At 72.5% G+C, this 18,029-nt stretch carries 21 protein-coding genes; 4 read left to right on the top strand and 17 right to left on the bottom strand.

Annotated features, from left to right (window positions below; translation table 11 throughout):
* Positions 1–63: 63 nt before the first annotated feature.
* Positions 64–1,182, bottom strand: coding sequence for a histidinol-phosphate transaminase (gene hisC / locus N801_RS13925; protein ID WP_035938948.1), 1,119 nt, complete (start codon positions 1,180–1,182; stop codon positions 64–66).
* A 69-nt stretch (positions 1,183–1,251) separates the two neighbouring features.
* Here hisC and N801_RS13920 point away from each other — a divergent pair, with 69 nt between their 5' ends.
* Positions 1,252–1,638 (top strand): phage holin family protein, encoded by a 387-nt coding sequence (locus N801_RS13920; protein ID WP_035938946.1) that lies wholly within the window; start codon positions 1,252–1,254, stop codon positions 1,636–1,638.
* A 3-nt stretch (positions 1,639–1,641) separates the two neighbouring features.
* On the opposite strand, the gene N801_RS13915 is transcribed toward N801_RS13920, so the two are convergent.
* Positions 1,642–2,238 (bottom strand): dihydrofolate reductase family protein, encoded by a 597-nt coding sequence (locus tag N801_RS13915; RefSeq protein ID WP_035938971.1) that lies wholly within the window; start codon positions 2,236–2,238, stop codon positions 1,642–1,644.
* A 66-nt stretch (positions 2,239–2,304) separates the two neighbouring features.
* Between N801_RS13915 and N801_RS13910 the strand changes: the two genes are divergently transcribed.
* On the top strand, positions 2,305–2,829 hold the full coding sequence (locus N801_RS13910; protein ID WP_035938968.1) for a low molecular weight protein-tyrosine-phosphatase: 525 nt from the start codon (positions 2,305–2,307) through the stop codon (positions 2,827–2,829).
* 5 nt (positions 2,830–2,834) lie between these two features.
* On the top strand, positions 2,835–4,244 hold the full coding sequence (purB, locus tag N801_RS13905) for an adenylosuccinate lyase (RefSeq protein ID WP_035938945.1): 1,410 nt from the start codon (positions 2,835–2,837) through the stop codon (positions 4,242–4,244).
* A 106-nt stretch (positions 4,245–4,350) separates the two neighbouring features.
* Here purB and N801_RS13900 read toward each other — a convergent pair whose 3' ends face one another.
* The 13 genes from N801_RS13900 to N801_RS13840 form a co-directional block, all read right to left on the bottom strand.
* Positions 4,351–4,986, bottom strand: coding sequence for a VOC family protein (locus N801_RS13900; RefSeq protein WP_035938966.1), 636 nt, complete (start codon positions 4,984–4,986; stop codon positions 4,351–4,353).
* 88 nt (positions 4,987–5,074) lie between these two features.
* Positions 5,075–5,890, bottom strand: coding sequence for a TrmH family RNA methyltransferase (locus N801_RS13895; RefSeq protein WP_035938940.1), 816 nt, complete (start codon positions 5,888–5,890; stop codon positions 5,075–5,077).
* Positions 5,890–6,306, bottom strand: coding sequence for a pyridoxamine 5'-phosphate oxidase family protein (locus tag N801_RS13890; RefSeq protein WP_035938937.1), 417 nt, complete (start codon positions 6,304–6,306; stop codon positions 5,890–5,892). Before N801_RS13890 ends, N801_RS13895 begins: the two co-directional genes overlap by 1 nt.
* A 21-nt stretch (positions 6,307–6,327) precedes the next feature.
* Positions 6,328–7,110: a DUF1206 domain-containing protein gene (locus N801_RS13885; RefSeq protein WP_052113037.1), complete on the bottom strand. Its 783-nt coding sequence runs from the start codon at positions 7,108–7,110 to the stop codon at positions 6,328–6,330.
* The gene (locus N801_RS13880; RefSeq protein WP_035938932.1) at positions 7,107–7,919 is read right to left on the bottom strand and encodes an HAD family hydrolase; all 813 of its coding nucleotides are present in this window, start codon (positions 7,917–7,919) and stop codon (positions 7,107–7,109) included. Before N801_RS13880 ends, N801_RS13885 begins: the two co-directional genes overlap by 4 nt.
* A gap of 14 nt (positions 7,920–7,933) precedes the next feature.
* Positions 7,934–8,776: a siderophore-interacting protein gene (locus N801_RS13875; RefSeq protein WP_035938931.1), complete on the bottom strand. Its 843-nt coding sequence runs from the start codon at positions 8,774–8,776 to the stop codon at positions 7,934–7,936.
* A complete protein-coding gene (locus N801_RS13870) occupies positions 8,773–9,567 on the bottom strand; it encodes an ABC transporter ATP-binding protein (protein WP_035938929.1) in 795 nt (264 codons plus the stop codon). The genes N801_RS13875 and N801_RS13870 overlap by 4 nt, the downstream gene beginning before the upstream one ends.
* A complete protein-coding gene (locus N801_RS13865; protein WP_035938928.1) occupies positions 9,564–10,598 on the bottom strand; it encodes a FecCD family ABC transporter permease in 1,035 nt (344 codons plus the stop codon). Before N801_RS13865 ends, N801_RS13870 begins: the two co-directional genes overlap by 4 nt.
* Positions 10,595–11,611: a FecCD family ABC transporter permease gene (locus N801_RS13860; RefSeq protein ID WP_035938927.1), complete on the bottom strand. Its 1,017-nt coding sequence runs from the start codon at positions 11,609–11,611 to the stop codon at positions 10,595–10,597. The genes N801_RS13865 and N801_RS13860 overlap by 4 nt, the downstream gene beginning before the upstream one ends.
* 26 nt (positions 11,612–11,637) lie before the next feature.
* Positions 11,638–12,693 (bottom strand): iron-siderophore ABC transporter substrate-binding protein, encoded by a 1,056-nt coding sequence (locus N801_RS13855; RefSeq protein WP_035938925.1) that lies wholly within the window; start codon positions 12,691–12,693, stop codon positions 11,638–11,640.
* Between the two features lie 127 nt (positions 12,694–12,820).
* On the bottom strand, positions 12,821–14,029 hold the full coding sequence (locus N801_RS13850) for an alpha-hydroxy acid oxidase (RefSeq protein ID WP_035938923.1): 1,209 nt from the start codon (positions 14,027–14,029) through the stop codon (positions 12,821–12,823).
* 19 nt (positions 14,030–14,048) lie between these two features.
* On the bottom strand, positions 14,049–15,218 hold the full coding sequence (locus N801_RS13845; RefSeq protein WP_035938920.1) for an ABC transporter permease: 1,170 nt from the start codon (positions 15,216–15,218) through the stop codon (positions 14,049–14,051).
* Positions 15,215–16,114 carry an ABC transporter ATP-binding protein gene (locus tag N801_RS13840; RefSeq protein ID WP_035938917.1) on the bottom strand — a complete coding sequence of 300 codons (900 nt, stop codon included), beginning with the start codon at positions 16,112–16,114 and terminating at the stop codon, positions 15,215–15,217. The genes N801_RS13845 and N801_RS13840 overlap by 4 nt, the downstream gene beginning before the upstream one ends.
* 129 nt (positions 16,115–16,243) lie before the next feature.
* Here N801_RS13840 and N801_RS13835 point away from each other — a divergent pair, with 129 nt between their 5' ends.
* Positions 16,244–16,495, top strand: a complete 252-nt coding sequence (locus tag N801_RS13835; RefSeq protein ID WP_156996779.1) for a hypothetical protein — start codon at positions 16,244–16,246, stop codon at positions 16,493–16,495.
* 21 nt (positions 16,496–16,516) lie between these two features.
* On the opposite strand, the gene serS is transcribed toward N801_RS13835, so the two are convergent.
* Both serS and N801_RS21095 read right to left on the bottom strand, forming a co-directional pair.
* Positions 16,517–17,785 carry a serine--tRNA ligase gene (serS, locus tag N801_RS13830; protein ID WP_035938909.1) on the bottom strand — a complete coding sequence of 423 codons (1,269 nt, stop codon included), beginning with the start codon at positions 17,783–17,785 and terminating at the stop codon, positions 16,517–16,519.
* A 37-nt stretch (positions 17,786–17,822) separates the two neighbouring features.
* A partial coding sequence (locus tag N801_RS21095; protein WP_035938905.1) for a hypothetical protein occupies positions 17,823–18,029 on the bottom strand: 207 nt, incomplete at its 5' end.

Genomic DNA, 18,029 nt, shown 5'->3' with positions numbered 1-18,029 from the left:
AGCCGTGTCAGTGTGACCGGTGCGGGCGCGACCCGCCAGACCTATGCCGAAGAAATTGTGCAATCACCCCTTGGGGTGGAGCCGCCCGTGCGGGAAGGCTGCGGTCACCGCGAGGAGGCGGTCGTTGGCCTCGGGCTCGGCAATGGTCACGCGAACCCCGTCGGTGCCGTACGGGCGCACCGTGAGCCCCGCCGCCTCGCACGCGGCGACGAGATCGGGGGTGCGCTCCCCCACGGGCAGCCAGACGAAGTTGGCGTCGGTGTCCGGCACGTCCCAGCCCTGCTCGGCGAGCGCGGCGAGGACGCGGGCGCGCTCGGCCACGAGCTCCTTGACCCGGACGTCCAGCTCGTCGAACGCTTCCAGCGAGGCGACGGCCGCCACCTGCGCGAGGGAGTTCACCCCGAACGGGATGGCCGCCTTGCGCAGGGCCTCGGCGACGGGCTCGTGCGCCACGGCATACCCGACCCGCAGCCCGGCGAGACCGTACGCCTTGGAGAAGGTCCGCAGCACGGCGACGTTGGGCCGGGCCCGGTGGATGGCGAGGGCGTCGGGGGCGTCCTGGCTCGTGACGAACTCGAGGTAGGCCTCGTCGAGCACGACGAGGACGTCCTGCGGCACGCGGTCGAGGAAGGCCTCGAGCTCGTCGCGGCGCACGCTCGGGCCGGTCGGGTTGTTGGGGGTGCAGACGAGCACGACCTTGGTCCGCTCGGTGACGGCGTCGGCCATGGCGTCGAGGTCGTGGCGGGCCTCGCTCGTCAGGGGCACCTTCACGGCGGTGGCGCCGGAGAGCGCGACGAGGATCGGGTAGGCCTCGAACGAGCGCCAGGCGAAGACGACCTCGTCGCCGGGGTCGCAGAACGCCGTGATGATCTGCCCGAGGACACCGACGCTGCCGGGGCCGGTGGCGATCCGCGCGGCCGGGACGTCGAGACGCTCCGCGAGCGCCTCGGTGAGGACGGTGACCCCCATGTCGGGGTAGCGGTTGATCTGTCCGGCCTGCTCGCGGACCACGTCGAGGACCGACGGCAGCGGCGGGTACGGGTTCTCGTTGGACGAGACCTTGTATGCCGTCGTCCCCGCCTGCGCGACCGCCGGTCTGCCCGCGACGTATGCCGGTACGGCGTCGAGCGCGTCCCGCAGGCGGACGCGCGTGGAGGGGGTCGAGGGCGTGCTCTCGCTCATGCTCGCCACTGTAGGGCGGGGTTCGGGTACCTCCACACCACGGCATCGCCCTCGTGGGACGATGACGACGTGCAGAACTTCCTGATCCGAGTCCTCATCAATGCCGTGGCCCTGTGGGCGGCGGCCGGCCTGATCTCCGGCATCAGCTTCGGCGACGAGGACGAGTGGACCAAGAAGGTCGTGACGATCGTCCTCGTCGCGCTCCTCTTCGGCCTCGTCAACGCCGTCATCCGGCCGATCGCCAAGGTGCTGTCGTTCCCGTTCATCGTGCTGACGCTCGGCCTGTTCACGTTCGTCGTCAACGCCTTCATGCTGCAGATCACCGAGTGGATCGCCGAGCCCCTCGGGCTGGCCTTCACCATCGACGAGTTCTTCTGGGACGCCGTCATGGGGGCCGTCATCATCACGATCGTCTCGTGGCTCCTCAGCGTCGTGCTGCCCGAGGACGACGACTGAGCGCTAGTCACCCACCGCGTAGGTGAGGTGCGTGGCGTTCGGTGACACCCGGACGTCCCGCTGGGTGAGCACCCGCCGGGTCGCCCCGACGAAGAGCGGCGTCCCGCCGCCCAGGACGACCGGCGAGAGGTGCAGGCGCAGCTCGTCGAGCAGGCCGGCCTCGAGGCACCCTCGGATGACGGCGGCCCCGCCCATGACGAACACGTCCCGCTCCCCCGCTGCCGTGCGCGCCTGCTCGACCGCCGCAGCCGGGCCGTCGAGGACGAAGGTGAAGTCGTGGGTCGGCGCCAGGCGGACGGAGGCGGGCTCGCTGCTCGTCACGACGAAGAACGGCGGCCTCGCGGCCCGGTCGGCGCCGTAGCCGACCTCGTCGGTCCAGCCGTGGGGGCCGTCGACGACGTCGAAGAGCGTCCGGCCCATGACCACGGCCCCGGAGTCGGCCGTCGCCTCCTCCAGCACGGCGCGGTCGGTGGGGTCGCCGGACCACACCCAGGCGTGCAGGGGGTCCGCGTCGCGCCCGAGCCCGTGCTCGAGGTCCGGCTCGGGCCCGGTGACGAAGCCGTCGAGGGACATGGAGATGTCGCCGACCACCCTGCTCATGGCCACATGCTGCTCGGCCCCGCCGGGCCCCGCAAGGCCGTCTCGAGCCCGTGTGAGGATCGGGACATGAGTGGACCCACGAGAGGCGGGCGGACGGCATACCGGATCGTGGTCGTCTGCACCGGCAACATCTGTCGCTCCCCCATGGGCGAGTGGCTCCTGCGGGAGGCGCTCGACAGCGCGGGCCTCGGCGACCGCGTGGAGGTGAGCTCGGCCGGGACCTCCGCCCAGCAGAGCGGCAACCCCATGGACCCGCGCACCATCGCCGTGATGCGCCGGGGTGGCCACATCGACGCCGGGTGGGACCGGCACCGCGCGCGGCACTTCGACTCCGGGGAGTTCGCCGACCTCGACCTCGTGCTCGCCGCCGACCGGGGGCACGAGCGAGCCCTGCTCCGCCTCGCCCCCACCGAGACGGACCGGGCCAAGGTCCGGCTGCTGCGCTCGTTCGACCCGGGGACGGCCGCGGACGACCTCGACATGGCCGACCCGTGGTGGGGGGACGACGACGCGTTCGAGCGGACCCACGCCGAGGTGCGGGCCGCGGTGCCCGGCGTCGTCGAGCACGTGCGCGCGGCAGTGAAACAATGACCGCCATGGGCTCCCTCGCTGACGTCACCCCTGCCATCGCGCTCGGCGCCCTCGACGGCCGCTACCGGGGCGCGGTCGCCCCGCTCGTGGACCACCTGTCCGAGCCGGCGCTCAACCGTCAGCGGATCCACGTCGAGGTCGAGTGGCTCATCCACCTCACCGACCGTGAGGTCGTGGCGGGCGTCCGGCATCTCACCGACGACGAGAAGGCCCGGCTGCGCGCCCTCGTCGCCGACTTCGGTCCGGCCGAGATCGCCGAGCTGGCCGAGACCGAGCGCGTCACGCAGCACGACGTCAAGGCGGTCGAGTACTTCCTCAAGAAGCGCCTCGCCGAGATCGCGCCGGCCGCCGAGGACGCGGGCCTCGCCGAGCTCATCCACTTCTGCTGCACCAGCGAGGACGTCAACAACCTCTCCTACGCCCTCATGGTGCAGGGCGCGATCGAGCAGGTGTGGCTGCCCCGCGCGACCGCCCTCGTGGAGGCGCTGTCGACGATGGCCTCCGACCTGCGCGCGGTCCCGCTGCTGTCGCACACGCACGGCCAGCCGGCGACGCCCTCCACGCTCGGCAAGGAGCTCGCGGTGCTCGCCTGGCGGCTCCAGCGACAGCTGCTCCGGGTCGAGGACGCCGAGTTCATGGGCAAGCTCAACGGTGCGACCGGTACCTACGGCGCCCACGTCGCCGCCGTGCCTGACGCGGACTGGGAGGAGGTCAGCGAGACCTTCGTCGAGGGACTCGGCCTGACCTGGAACCCGCTCACCACCCAGATCGAGAGCCACGACTGGCAGGCCGAGCTCTACGCCGACGTGGCCCGCTTCAACCGGGTGCTCCACAACCTGTGCACCGACGTCTGGACCTACATCTCGATGGGCTACTTCGCCCAGGTCCGTGGCCAGGGCACCGTCGGCTCGTCGACGATGCCGCACAAGGTCAACCCGATCCGCTTCGAGAACGCCGAGGCCAACCTCGAGGTCTCCAACGCTCTCCTCGACGTCCTCGCCTCGACCCTCGTGCAGTCCCGCCTCCAGCGCGACCTCACCGACTCCTCGATGCAGCGCAACATCGGCGTCGCCCTCGGCCACTCGCTCCTCGCCCTCGACAACGCGACCCGCGGTCTCGCCGGCCTGGACGCCGTGCCCGAGGCGATGGCCCGCGACCTCGACGCCAACTGGGAGGTCCTCGGCGAGCCGATCCAGTCGGCGATGCGGGCACTCGGCGCCCAGGGCGTCCCCGGCATGGAGGAGCCCTACGAGCGGCTCAAGGAGCTGACCCGCGGCCGGCGCATCGGGCAGCCGGAGCTCGTCGAGTTCGTCCGCGGCCTCGGGCTGCCCGCCGACGTCGAGGAGCGCCTCGCCACGATGACGCCGCAGACCTACGTCGGCATCGCGCCGGCGCTCGTCGACCACCTGGGCTGAGTCGGTCGCACGGAACGGTTCGCGAACCGCACCGGTGCTCGTGAACCGGATCGAACCGGTTCACGAGCGAGGTCACAGTTCGCGAACCGTGTCGTGCAGGAGCCGGTCAGAGGGTGACGGGGCCGTTCGGCGTGTCGAAGGTCACCGAGAGGATGCCCGGGTTGCCGCGCGGGGCGACGAAGTTGAAGTCGATGCCCTCGGGGACGTAGTCGCGGTCGACGCCGATCCAGTCGCGGACGCGATCGGGGTCACCGGCGATCTCGAGCGAGCGCAGCGAGCACTCCGTCGGGCCGACACCGGACGGGTGCGGCACGTCGGTGTCCCACTCGACGAAGAACGGCAGCTGCGGGTCGGACTGCAGCCCCTTGACGCCCAGCTGCTTCCAGCGGAGCTCGACGCCGTCGGGGCGGTGCCGGCTGCCGTTCACGGCCTCGCGGCCGAAGCGCTGCTCCTGCACCGAGATGTCGTCCACGGAGAGCACCCAGCCCAGCCAGCCGCCACCGGCGGCGGAGCGGGCCCGGACGACCTGGCCGAAGGGAGCCTTGTCGGACGCGGGGTGGTCGAGCACCTCGACGACCTCGAGGTAACGGTCGCCGAGAAGCGGAAGGATGACGTTGCGTGTCCCGAACCTCGGGTGCACACCGCCGTCGACCCCCTCGACGCCCAGCTGCTCGGCCAGGCGCGCAGCCGTGGCCCGGGCACCGTCGTTCTCTGCGGCATAGACAACATGGTCGACTCGCATGTCGATCATCGTGACACACGGCAGAGGGTGCTCTTGACACGGGGCCACCCCGGGGGGTCGAGGGGGCCGCCGAAGCCGTGACCTGCAGTTACGCCGATCGCTGCCGCACGGCCTCGTAGACGACGATCGCCGCGGCCACCGAGGCGTTGAGTGAGTTCACACTGCCGTGCATGGGGATGCGCACCCGCGCGTCGGCGGCCCGCAGCGCCTCGTCGGTCAGCCCGAACTTCTCGGTGCCGACGGCGATCGCCACACCGCCGGTGAGGTCGGCCTCGGTGTGCAGCGTCTCGGTGTCCGGGGTGGTCGCCACGAGGCGTATGCCGGCCTCCCGCAGCCACGCGACCGTCTCACCGAGGGTGGCGCTTGCCACCGGGACCGAGAACACCGTGCCCTTGGAGCCGCGCACGACGTTGGGGTTGCCCCAGTCGGTGACGGGGTCGACGGCGACGACCGCGTCGACGCCGGCGGCCTCCGCGGTACGCAGCATGGCGCCGAGGTTGCCCGGCTTCTCGAGGCCCTCGCAGACGAGCAGCAGTGGGGCGGGCGGCAGCCAGAGGTCGGCGAGGTCGCCGCGCACCGCCGGCACGAGGGCGAGGAAGCCGTCCGGTCCCTCGCGGTAGGCGACCTTCTCGAACGCCGGCCGGGAGACCTTCACCGTCTCGACCCCTGACGCCCGGACGGCGTCGACGAGGGCCAGCTGGGCGTCGGCGTCGAGCATCAGCTCGGGTGAGTAGAACAGGGTCCGCGGACGCACCCCAGCGTCGAGGGCCAGCCCGAGCTCCTCGAACCCCTCGACGACGGTGACCCCCGCCTCGTCCCGGGCCCGCCGTCGCCGAAGCGCGACGAGCTGCTTGAGCCGCGGGTTGGCGGGCGAGGTGATCTCGAGGTCGGGACGGGACGACATCAGTCGCCCTTGGCCTCGCCCCACCCGTGCCAGTGGTCGACACGGACCCAGCAGCTCACCCGCGGGCGGTCACGGACCCGGTAGGGCTTCCCCGTGTAGTGCACGGAGAGCCGGTCGATGTCGGCCAGGGCCTTCTCGGGGTCGTCCTCCCAGCGCACGACTTTCCCGCGGACGGACACGTGGGTGTACCACTCGTCCTCCTTGATCGCGGTGAGCGCGACCTCGGGGCGCTCACGCATCCAGTCGAGGCGGGCGCGGCCGGCGTCCATGTTGAGCAGCACGGTGCCGTCGTCCTCGACGAGGTACCACGTGGCGACGGACATCGGGGCGCCGCTCGGCTGGAGCACGGCGACGACGGCGGGGTTCGGGCGCGCGAAGAGCTCGGCGACCTCGGGGGGCAGGGGGGCCTTGGGCATGCCGACCATCCTGCCCTGTGCTCAGAGCTTCGCGAGCCGCGCCTTGACGAAGGCGTACACGCCGTAGGCGGCGATGCCGAGGGCGACGAGGGTGAGCAGGTACGGGCCGAACGGCTGGTCGCGCACCTCCTTGAGCGCGGCGTCGAGACCACCCGCGTCGGCCGCCCGGGAGGACACGGCCGCCGAGCCGAAGAGCAGCCCGACCACCGCGAGGGCGACACCCTTGGCGACGTAGCCGGCTCGCCCGGCGTTGACGGCCCAGGGGGCCGGGTGCGAGCGCAGCTCCTCGAGGAAGCCCTTCGTCCAGCCCTTCCAGACGTGGTAGCCGGCCGCCGTGAGGACGGCCAGGGCGACGATCCCGACGAGGACGCGCCCGCCGGGGCTCGACATCAGCCCGGCGGTGGCCTCGTCGGTCTTCTGCTCGTCCGAGCTCGTGGCACCCTTGGTGACGGCGTAGGCCGACCAGGCGAAGAACGTGTACATCGCGGCCTTCGCCGCGGCCTTGGCCCGGTCGCTCGCCTCGCTGCCGTGCCGGCCGACGACGGCCTCGGTGGCCTGCCAGACGGCGAGGAGGACGAACCCGATCGCGGTCAGCCAGAGCAGGATCGGCCCCGTCGTGCCCCCCGCGACCGTCTCGAGCGCACCGGACTTGTCGGCGCTGCCGGAGCCGCCCTCGATCCCCCAGGCGATCCTCAGGGCGATCCAGGCGATGACGAGGTGGATGACCCCGCTCATGACGAACCCGAGCCGGGCGCCCTTCTCGATGATGTCGTGGTCGCCGACCTTGCGAGCGGTGTCAGTCACACCAGTGATTGGAGCACAGGGACGAGTCCGTCGTCGTCCACGTCGAGGGTCGTCTCGTCCGCGGCCGCCTTGACCTCGTCGGGCGCGTTGCCCATCGCGACCCCGCGCGCGGCCCAGTGCAGCATCTCGAGGTCGTTGCGCTGGTCCCCGACGGCGACGGTGTGGATGGGCTCGACGCCGAGCCGGCGCCGCACCAGCTCAAGGGCGGAGCCCTTGCTCACGCCCTCGGGGTTGATGTCGAGCCAGGCGGTGAAGCCGACCGCGTAGTTGACGCCGTGCAGACCGATCCGCTCGGTGAGGTCGGTGAAGTCCTTGCTCGTGCCGTTCGGCGACCGGAACGTCACACGGGTCACCGGGTCGGCGAGCAGCTCGTCCCACGACACGACGGTGATCCGGCCCTCGAGCTCGCCGTCGGGGAAGGGGGCGCTCACCTTGAACCCCACCCCGAGCTCCTCGACCGCGACGACGGCGTCAGGCCACTCGCTGCGGAGCAGGTCGAGGGCGGGCCGCGGGTCGAAGGTGACGGCCTCGATGACCTCGTAGCCGTCGGGGGCCTCCGGGTCGAGCCGCAGCGTCACCGCCCCGTTGGAGCACACGGCATACCCCGTGCTGATCCCGAGCTTCGCGAGGATCGGCAGGGTCGCGAGGATCGCGCGCCCCGTCGCGATGGTGACGTGGTGTCCGGCGTCGACCGCCGCGCGCACCGCGGCGTGCACCGCGGCCGACATCTCCCCGGCGTGGTTGATCGTCGTGCCGTCGACGTCGAGCGCGACGAGGTGCGGGGTGAGCTGGGCAGGGGCGGCCGTCATGGTCGCCAACCTATCTAGCCGCGTTCCTGGCCGAGCTTCCAGTAGCCCGAGAAGAGCACGCGGCGCCGGTCGACTCCGGCCCGGGTGACGAGCAGGCGGCGGCCCTCGGTGACCATGCCGGACTCCCCGCACAGCCAGGCGTACGCGATCCGGCCGAGGTCCTCCTCGCGCAGCGCGGGCAGGACGGCCGACCCGGGGACGCCGTCGGTGCGGTCGTGGACGTGGACGTCGGCTCCGCCGAAGGCGTATGCCGCGAGCGCGGCCCGGTCGGCGACCTCGACGTGGATCGTGGCCCGGTCCACGACCTCCGGGTGCGCGTCGACGATCGCGGCCAGGCCCGGCAGGGCCGTCTCGTCGGCGACGAGCACCATGGGACCGTCGCACTCGTGACCGCGGAAGAGCGCCCCACCGGAGCGGAACCCGACGCGCTCGCCGACCCGTGCGGCGCAGGCCCACGCGGAACCGGGGCCGGAGTCGCCGTGGGTGACGACGTCGACGTCGATGGTCCGGTGGAGCGCGTGGTGGGCCCGGATCGTGTACCACCGCAGGTTCGGTCGCTCGGTCTCGGGCAGGTCGGCGATGGCGGCGCGGACGTTCTCCCGGGTGCCGTCCGGCAGCGTCAGCGCCGCACCCTCGCGCGGCATGAGCAGGCCGAAGTACTCGTCGGCCCCGGCGAGGCGGAAGTCGCCGAGCTGGTCCGCGGTGAAGGTGATCCGCCGCATCCCGCCCCCGAGGTCGCTGACGGCGGCCACGGTCATCTCGAACTGCGCGTGTCCCTCGCGCTGGACCGGCGACGCCATCGTGAGCCGGGCGTGGGTGGTGGCCGCCTTCGTGGCGACGCGGTCGATGACGGTCACGACGGGTCTCGCTTCCTGCGGTGGGGGATGACGACGGGGTCGCCGGTGGTCGGGTCGGTGACGACGGACGCCGCGATCCCGAAGACCGACTCGATGACGCGGGGGGTGACGATCTCGGACGGTGCACCCTCGGCGACGATCTCACCCCCGCACATGGCGACGAGGTGGTCGGCGTAGCGGGCGGCCATCGCCAGGTCGTGGAGCACCATGACGACGGTGGTGCCCTCTCGGGCGTTGAGGTCGCGGACCAGCTCGAGCACGTCGATCTGGTGCGCGATGTCGAGGAACGACGTCGGCTCGTCGAGGAGGAGCACCGGGGTCCGCTGCGCGAGGGCCATCGCGATCCACGCCCGCTGCCGCTGGCCGCCGGAGAGGCTGTCGACGGGGACGCGCGCGAGCTCGACGAGCTCGGTCATCTCCAGCGCCGCGGCGACGACGACCTCGTCGTCGTGGGACCACTGGCGGAAGAGCCCGTGGTGGGGGTGGCGACCGCGCTCGACGAGCTCGGCGACGGTGATGCCCTCGGGCACGGTCGGCTGCTGCGGGAGCAGGCCGAGCCGCCTGGCGACCTCCTTGGTCGGGAGCGACCCGATGACCTCGCCGTCGAGGAGGACCTGTCCCTCGGTGGGTGGCAGCAGCCGCGAGAGCCCGCGCAGGAGGGTGGACTTGCCGCAGCCGTTGGGCCCGACGACGGCGGTGACCCGGCCGGTGGGGACGACGAGGTCGAGTCCGTCGACGACGACCCGCTTGTCGTAGGCGAGGGTGAGGCGTTCGGCGACGAGGGTGCTCATGATGCCTCCTGGAGGGAACGGCGGCCCGCGACGAGCAGCCAGACGAGGACGGGGGCGCCGGCGAGCCCGGTGACGACACCGACGGGGTAGGCGGTGCCGGGGACGGCATACGCACTGACGTGGTCGGCGGCCAGCACCATCGCGGCACCGACGAGGGCGGCGGCCGGGACGGAGGTGCGCCCCCGGGAGAGGCGACGGGCGATCGGACCGCTGAGGAAGCCGACGAAGGCGATCGGCCCGCAGACGGCGGTCGCCGAGGCCGCGAGGAGGACGACGAGCGCGGTGACGACGAGCCGCATCCGGCCGGCGCGGACGCCGAGCCCGGCGGCGAGGTCGTCGCCGAGGCCGAGCACCCCGAGCTGGCGGGTCACCACGACGAGCAGTGGCAGGGCGACGGCGACGACGACCGCGAGCCGGGTGATCTCGCTCCACGACACCGAGCCGAGGCTGCCGGTGAGCCAGACGAGCGCGTCCTGCGCGCGGTAGACGTCGGCGCGCAGCAGGACCCAGTGCACGACCGAGCTGAGCACGGCGGCCAGCCCGACCCCGACGAGGATCATCCGGCCGGTGGCGGCCCCACCCCGCCCGGCGAAGCCGTGGATTGTCGCCGCGACGCCGACCGCCCCCGCGAAGGCGACGAGCGCCACGGGGGTGCCGGTCCAGCCGAGCAGGACGACCGCGAAGACCGCCGCGGCGCTGGCGCCGAGCGTGATGCCGAGCACGTCCGGGCTGGCGAGCGGGTTGCGGAGCATCGACTGGTAGGCCGCCCCCGCCGACGCGAAGGCCGCTCCCGCGAGCACCGCCATGCAGGCCCGGGGCAGCGTCGACTCCATGAAGATGAAGGACGCGCCGGGGATGGTGGTCCCGGTGACCATCCGTATGCCGTCCACGAACGAGATGCGGTAGTCGCCGAGCAGGGCCCGCACGAGGAACAGGCCGACGACGAGCGCACCGAGGGCGACGAGGAGGACGCGCTGCCGGCGGTGCACGCCGCGCCTCGCCTCGCGCACGGCCAGGACCGCCGCGCTCATGTGACGTCCATCCGGCGCACGAGCCCGACGAGGAAGGGGGCGCCGATGACGGCGCAGATGATGCCGGCCTGGACCTCGCTCGGCGCGGCGACGACGCGGCCCAGCGTGTCGGCGACGACGACGAGCACCGGACCGGCGAAGACGGTGCCGACGAGGATGCGGCGGTGGTCCGGGCCGACGACGGCGCGCACGACGTGCGGGACGACGAGGCCCACGAAGGCGATCGGCCCGGCGAGCGCGGTGGCGCAGGCGGCGAGGAGGATGGCGCCGGCCGCAGCGAGCAGGCGGTGGACCAGCACGCGCTGCCCGAGTCCGCGGGCGAGGTCGTCACCGAGGGCGACGGTGTTGAGCACCGAGCCCGACGAGAGGGCGAGGACGAAGCCGACGAGCAGGAAGGGCGCGACGTCGAGGACGATCCCGGCGCCTCGGCCGGCCACCGACCCGACCTGCCAGAAGCGGAAGACGTCGAGGGCACCCTGGTCGGAGACGAGGATGGCGCCCACGATGCTCGTCGACGTCGCCATGACCGCGGCGCCGGCCAGCGCCATCGTCACGGGCTGGGCGCGCACCGGCGCGAGCAGGGCGAGCAGCTGGACGACGACGGCCGTGACGATCGCTCCCGCCAGGGCGAACCAGACGTAGCCGCCGACGCCCGAGATCGCGAAGAGCTTGATGCCGACGACGACCGCGAGGGCGGCGCCGGAGTTGATGCCGAGGATCCCCGGCTCGGCGAGGGGGTTGCGGGTGAGGCCCTGCAGCACGACGCCGCAGACCGCGACCGCGGCACCGACGACGAGGCCGACGAGGGTGCGGTCGACCCGCGAGGCGACGATGCCGGCGACGTCGTCCGGGACGGCCCCACCCGTGAGGGCCGTGACGACGTCGGCGGGAGCGACGGCCTGGGTCCCGACGAGCAGCGAGAGCGCGACGGCCACCGCCACGACGGCCACCCCACCGGCGACGACCGCACTCGTGGGGACGCGGGTCCCACGCTCTGCGTGGGCGGCCGGCATACCGGGCGCAGTGGTGGCCCGGACCGTCACTGTGCGGGGGTTCCGTCCACGGCCGAGGCGATCTTGGGCAGGAACTTCTCGAGTGCGACCGGCATGGACAGCGGCGACGGCGACGACATCGTCAGGGCCACGGCGTTGTCGGCGCTCGCGACGTAGTGGTTGCTCCTCAGGGCCGGGATCTGCCCGAGGAGCGCGTTCCTCTTGAGGAGGTCGACCTCCTCGGGCTTCTCCACGTAGAAGATGAGCACGTCGGCGTCGAGCGTCGAGGACTTCTCCGCGGAGAGGTTGGTGCTGAACTGGGCGTTGCCCTTGCTCAGCGCGGTGACCGTCGGGGCGTCGACCATGCCGAAGCGCCGCAGGATCTGCGGACGCAGGTCGTTCGTCGTGTAGAGGCTCACGACCGAGAGGTCGGTCGGGGTGAACCAGGCCCACGCCGCGGACTTGCCCTTGATCTGCGGGTACTTCGCGACGGCCTCGTCGATCGTGGCGTTGGTGTCCGCCGCGAGCGCGGTGGCCCGCGTCGTGCGGCCGAGGGCCTGGCCGACGATCTTGACGCTCTCCTCCCACGACGTGCCCCAGGCGGCGCCGGGGTAGGCCACGGTCGGCGCGATCTTGGAGAGCGTGTCGTACTCCTCCTTCGAGATGCCCGAGTTCACCCCGAGGATGAGGTCGGGCCTGGTCGCGGCGATCTCCTCGACCGGGACACCGGCGGTGTCGTCGTAGCGGGTGATCGTCGCGCCGGGGTCGAGCTTCGTGACCCCTGCGTCGAACCAGTCCGTCGAGCCGTTCGCGTTGCCGCCCCAGGTGATCTTGGTGGCGCCCACCGGGATGACGCCGAGGGAGACGACGACGTCGGCGTCGTTCCAGCCGACGGTGGCGATCCGCCGGGGCTCGGCGCTGACGGTCGTCTCGCCGAACGCGTGGGTGATCGTCGTGGGGAAGGCGTCCTGGTCGACCCCGACCGACGAGGACGTCGACGGGTCGGCCGAGGCCTCGCTCGTCGGGCCGGTCGAGCAGGCCGTGAGGGCGAGGGCGGCGGCGGCCGTGGAGGCGGCGGCCACGAGGGAGCGGCGAGTCAACATGGGACCTTCTGGGTCGGGCCGCGGGTGCCGCGGCGACGGGAGTAAGGCGACCCTAAGTGAGGCTTGCCTTACCTTGTCAAATCCCGTCCCGCTCGTGGCCCGCGCGCGGGCGGCCCGGCCCGTCCGCTCAGAGGCTCACGTGCCCCGGCGAGAGCTCGGCCACGGAGCGCACGCCGAGCAGGGCCATCGTGCGGCGCACCTCCGCGCCGAGGATGTCGACGGCCCGCTGGACGCCGTCCTCGCCGCCGGCCATGAGCCCGTAGAGGTAGGCCCGCCCGACCATGACGCTGTCTGCTCCGAGGGCCAGGGCCGCGACGACGTCGGCGCCGGACATCACCCCGGTGTCGAGCATGATCTCGGCGCCGTCACCGAGCGCGGCCCGCACGTCCGGGAGGATTCGCAGGGGGACCGGGGCCCGGTCGAGCTGGCGCCCTCCGTGGTTGGACAGGACGATCGCGTCCGCGCCGGCGTCGGTGACCCGCTGCGCGTCGGCCACGGTCTGGATCCCCTTGATGACGAGCGGGCCGTCCCAGACCGAGCGCACCCAGGCGAGGTCTTCCAGCGTCATCGTCGGGTCGAACAGCGAGTTGAGCAGGTCCGCGACCGGCCCGTCCCACGACGTCAGCGACGCGAACTCGAGCGGCTCGGTCGTGAGCAGGTCGACCCACCAGTTCGGGTGCATCGCCGCGTCGAGCACGGTCCTCGCGGTGAGCGCGGGGGGCAGCGAGAAGCCGTTGCGGACGTCCCGCAGCCGCGCGCCGGCGACCGGGACGTCGACCGTGAGGACGAGGGCCTCGTACCCGGCCGCCGCGGCCCGGCGCATGAGCGCCTCCCCCGCCGACCGGTCCTTCCACACGTAGAGCTGGAACCAGCGCCGGGCGCCCGGTGCTGCCCGGGCGACGTCCTCGATCGAGGTCGTCCCCATGGTGGAGAGCGCATACGGTATGCCGGCCCGCTCGGCCACGCGGACCACCGCCGGCTCCCCCTCGTGCTGCATCATCCGGGTGAAGCCGGTCGGGGCGAACGAGAACGGGAGCTCCGAGCGGCCGCCGAGGATCGTCGTCGAGGTGTCGACCTCGCCGACGTCGCGCAGCACGGCCGGGTGGAAGGTCAGTCCGGCGAAGGTGTCCCGAGCACGGCCGAGGCTGATCTCCCCCTCCGCCGCACCGTCGGTGTAGTCGAAGACGCTGCGTGGCGTCCGCCGGCGGGCGACCGTGCGCAGGTCGGCGATCGTCAGCGCACCGTCGAGCCGCCGGCGGCGGGCACTCCACTCGATCGGCTTGGGGCGCAGCAGCGGCGCGAGCTCGCTGATCCGGGGACGGCGGCGGGTCACCATCGCCCGACCGTAGCGAACTTCAGTCCGGGGTGGACCACGCCTGCCTGAGGCTGAGCCGGCCCTGCGTCTGCAGCAGCGAGCGCTGGTAGAGGCGCGCCGCGACCTGCACGACGAGCGCGGCCGCCACGACGAGGATGACGAGGGCGACGAGGGCCTGCCACCACGGCGCCGAGCCCTCGAGGACGCGCACCGGCATGATGACCGCGGAGAAGGGCGGCACGAACGACAGCACCGTCTTGGCCGTCCCGGTCGCGAGGAGCGCGCCGAAGAACACGCCGGTCGTGAGGAACGTCAGCGGCGTCGACGTCGACTGCACGTCCTCGGTGCGGCTGGCGAGCGCTCCGGCGACGGCCCAGAGGCAGGCGAGCAGCCCGAACCCGACGACGAAGAAGACCGTGAACCACCCCACCGCGCCCGAGATGGCGGGGATGAACCGGTCGTACTCCGTGAAGGTCAGCCCGACGAGCCCGACGGCGACGAAGATCGCCATCTGACCGAACGCCAGCACGAGGTTGCCCAGGACCTTGCCGGCGAGCAGCTCCCTCGTCGTGATCTTCGTGGCGATGATCTCGACGATGCGGCTGGCCTTCTCCTCGACGACGCTGTTCGCCAGGGCGTAGCCGAAGGTGAACGAGGCGAGGTAGAAGAGCAGGGCCAGGGCGAAGCCGAGGGCCTGAGCGACCCCGGCCTTCTCTGCATCCCCCTCGAGAACGGCCGTGCTGAGCGCGGATCCGCGCACGAGCTCCTCGACGGACGTCCCCGCTGCGGCCGCGTTGGCCCCCAGGGTCACCTCGCGGATCGCGGTGGCGGCGAACGTCTCGACCCCGTCCGGGACGTCGGCCTTCCCGGTGAGCAGCCACCCGTCGCCGCCCTCGTGCAACCACACGCTGGCCTCGTCGGCTCGCAGGGCGCGGGTGGCGGCCGCGTCGTCCGCCGCCCGCGTCACCGTGACGGACACCTTGTCGTCGGTCGCCTCCGCGACGAGCTCGACCTGCGCGGCCATCTGCGCGGCCGGGGCGGAGCTCGTGACGACGGTGTAGGTCTCCGTGCGGTTGGCCATGAACGCCTGCACGCCCAGGACGACTGCGAGGAGGCCGATGAGCCCGAACGTGCTGAGCAGGAACGTCCGGTCGGTGAGCTTGGTGACGATCTCGCGGCGGGCCACGGTGACCCAGACGGTGGACCTCATGCGGTCACCTCCCGGTACACCTCGGACAGCGCAGGGACGTGTCTCGCGAAGTCGAGGACGTCACCGCGCTCGACCGCCGCGCGCAGCAGCCTTTGCAGGGCGGGCGGGTCGCTGGCCTCGACGAGCGCCGTGGTCCCGTCCAGGTCGACGACGTGGATGCCGCCCACGTCCCGGATCCATCCGGCGTCACCTCCGAGGGTGGTGCGGTACCGCACCGGCCCCCTGCTGCGCAGGTCGTCCACGGAACCGGAGGCGACGACGCGTCCCCTCGAGAGGATGACGAGGCGGTCGCAGAGGCGCTCGACGAGGTCGAGCTGGTGCGAGGAGAAGAGGACGGGGATCCCGCGCGCGGCGTGCTCGCGGAGCAGGTCGGTCATGGAGTCGACCGCCCGCGGGTCGAGCCCGGAGAACGGCTCATCGAGGATGAGCGCGTCCGGCGTCGTCATGAGCGCGGCGGTGATCTGCACCCGCTGCTGGTTGCCCAGCGACAGCTTCTCGACGCGCTCGCCGGCGCGGTCCGCGAGGTCGAACCGCTCGAGGGTGACCATGACCGCGGACCTGGCGTCTGCGCGGCTCATGCCGGAGAGCTCACCGAGGTAGACGAGCTGGTCGAGGACCTTCTGCTTGGGGTAGAGGCCGCGCTCCTCGGGCATGTAGCCGATCCGGCGCCGGTCGCCAGCGGTGATGGGCGCGCCGTTCCAGCGGACCTCTCCCCCGTGCAGGGCCAGCAGGCCCATGATCATCCGCATCGTCGTCGTCTTGCCCGCGCCGTTGCCGCCGACGAACCCGGTGAGGAGTCCTCCCGGGACCGTGAAGGACACGTCGTCGACGGCGCGCAGGTCACCGAACGACCGGGAGAGCCCCTCGACGTCGAGGGCCGCTCCGTTGCCTGTCATGACCCCACGGTAGGGACCCGCTTCCGTGCCCGAGCCCATTTCGCCCGTATGCCGGCGAGCCGAGCCAGCGCGGTGGTAGTCCTTTGCTCAGTCCCCTGACTCCCGACGGGGCGAGCAAGGAGGAACGAGATGCGCAGAGCAGGAGTGTCCGCGGCTGTCCTCGCCCTGACCGCGGCTGGTGCCGTCGGTCTGGCCTCACCGGCTGCCGCCGGTCCGTCACCGCACGCCTCGTGCGTCGGCCAGGTCTTCGTCCCGCAGGCCACCGGCGACCCCCGGGCGATCGCGGTGCGCATCGCCGAGATCAAGGGTTTCATCGACGTGCCGTGGGGCCAGGTCGTGAGCGACCTCCTCGCCCACTGGGACGGCTGCACGGAGGGGTGACGCGGCGTCGTCCTCGGGCCGTCAGGCGGGGCTGAGGACGTCGAGCCCGATGAGGGGGCGCAGCGCGGCCGGCACGACGACGGAGCCGTCGGCCTGCTGGTGGTTCTCGAGGATCGCGACGAGCCAGCGCGTCGTGGCCAGGGTGCCGTTGAGCGTGGCCGCGACCTCGGTGCCGCCGCCCTGGACGCGGTAGCGGGTCTTGAGCCGGCGCGCCTGGAAGGTCGTGCAGTTCGAGGTCGACGTCAGCTCGCGGTGCCGCCCCTGGGTCGGGACCCACGCCTCGCAGTCGTACTTGCGCGCCGCCGGGCCGCCGAGGTCGCCGGCCGCCGTGTCGATGACGCGGTAGGGCAGCTCCATGGCCTCGAGCATCTCCCGCTCGAAGGCGAGCAGGCGCTGGTGCTCCGCCTCGGCCTCCTCGGGCCGGCAGTAGACGAACATCTCGATCTTGTTGAACTGGTGGACCCGGATGATGCCGCGGGTGTCCTTGCCGTAGCTGCCCGCCTCGCGGCGGTAGCAGGTCGACTGACCTGCGTAGCGGACCGGTCCGGCAGAGAGGTCGATGATCTCGTCGGCGTGGTAGCCGGCGAGCGCCACCTCGCTCGTGCCGGTGAGGTAGAGGTCGTCGGCCTCGAGCCGGTAGACCTCGTCGGCGTGGTGGTCGAGGAAGCCGGCGCCGGCCATGACCTCGGCCTTGACGAGCGTCGGGGTGATCATCGGGACGAAGCCGGCGTCGATGGCGCGCTGCATCGCGAGCTGGAGCATCGCCATCTCGAGGCGGGCGCCCACGCCCTTGAGGAAGTAGAACCGCGAACCCGACACCTTGGCGCCGCGCTCCATGTCGAGGGCGCCCAGGCCCTCGGCGAGGGCGAGGTGGTCCTTGGGCTCGAAGCCCTCGGCGGCGAAGTCGCGTGGGGTGCCGACCTCGTCGAGCACGACGTAGTCGTCCTCGCCGCCGACCGGCACGCCGTCCTCGATGACGTTGCCGATGGTGCGCGTGAGGGTGGCGAGCTCCGCAGCGGCCTCGTCGGCGGCGGCCTGGTTGGCCTTGACCTGGGCGGCGAGCTCCTTGGTGCGCGCGAGCAGGGCCTGCTTCTCGTCGCCCTGGGCCCTGGCCACGTCCTTGCCCATGGCCTTCTGCTCGGCCCGCAGCTGCTCGTAGGCCGTGAGGCTCGAGCGGCGCTTCTCCTCCGCGGCGAGGACGGCGTCGACGACGCCTTCGTCCTCACCCCTCGCGCGCTGTGAGGCGCGCACTCGGTCGGGGTTCTCACGCAGCAGCTTCAGGTCGATCACGCGGGCCAGCCTAGTGCGGACGCCAGGGGTGGCTCGATCAGGCAGCCGTCGTCACGTCGCGAGCCGTGCACCACTCGTCAGGCGGGTCGGGGATGGGATCCGTGGGGATCCGGAGCAGTTCGAGTGGGGGCAGCTCGTCGGGGAGGTAGCCGTCGGGGTACGGGTCGACGGGCTCGTCAAGGTCGTCGAAGCGGTCGAGGATGTCGTCGGGTGGTGGCGGCGACCAGCCCTCGCCCAGGACCGG

This window comes from Knoellia aerolata DSM 18566 (assembly GCF_000768695.1).
GTDB classification, from domain to species: domain Bacteria; phylum Actinomycetota; class Actinomycetes; order Actinomycetales; family Dermatophilaceae; genus Knoellia; species Knoellia aerolata.
Note: the sequence above shows the minus strand (reverse complement) of the source record. Positions and strands in the feature narration are given on the sequence as shown.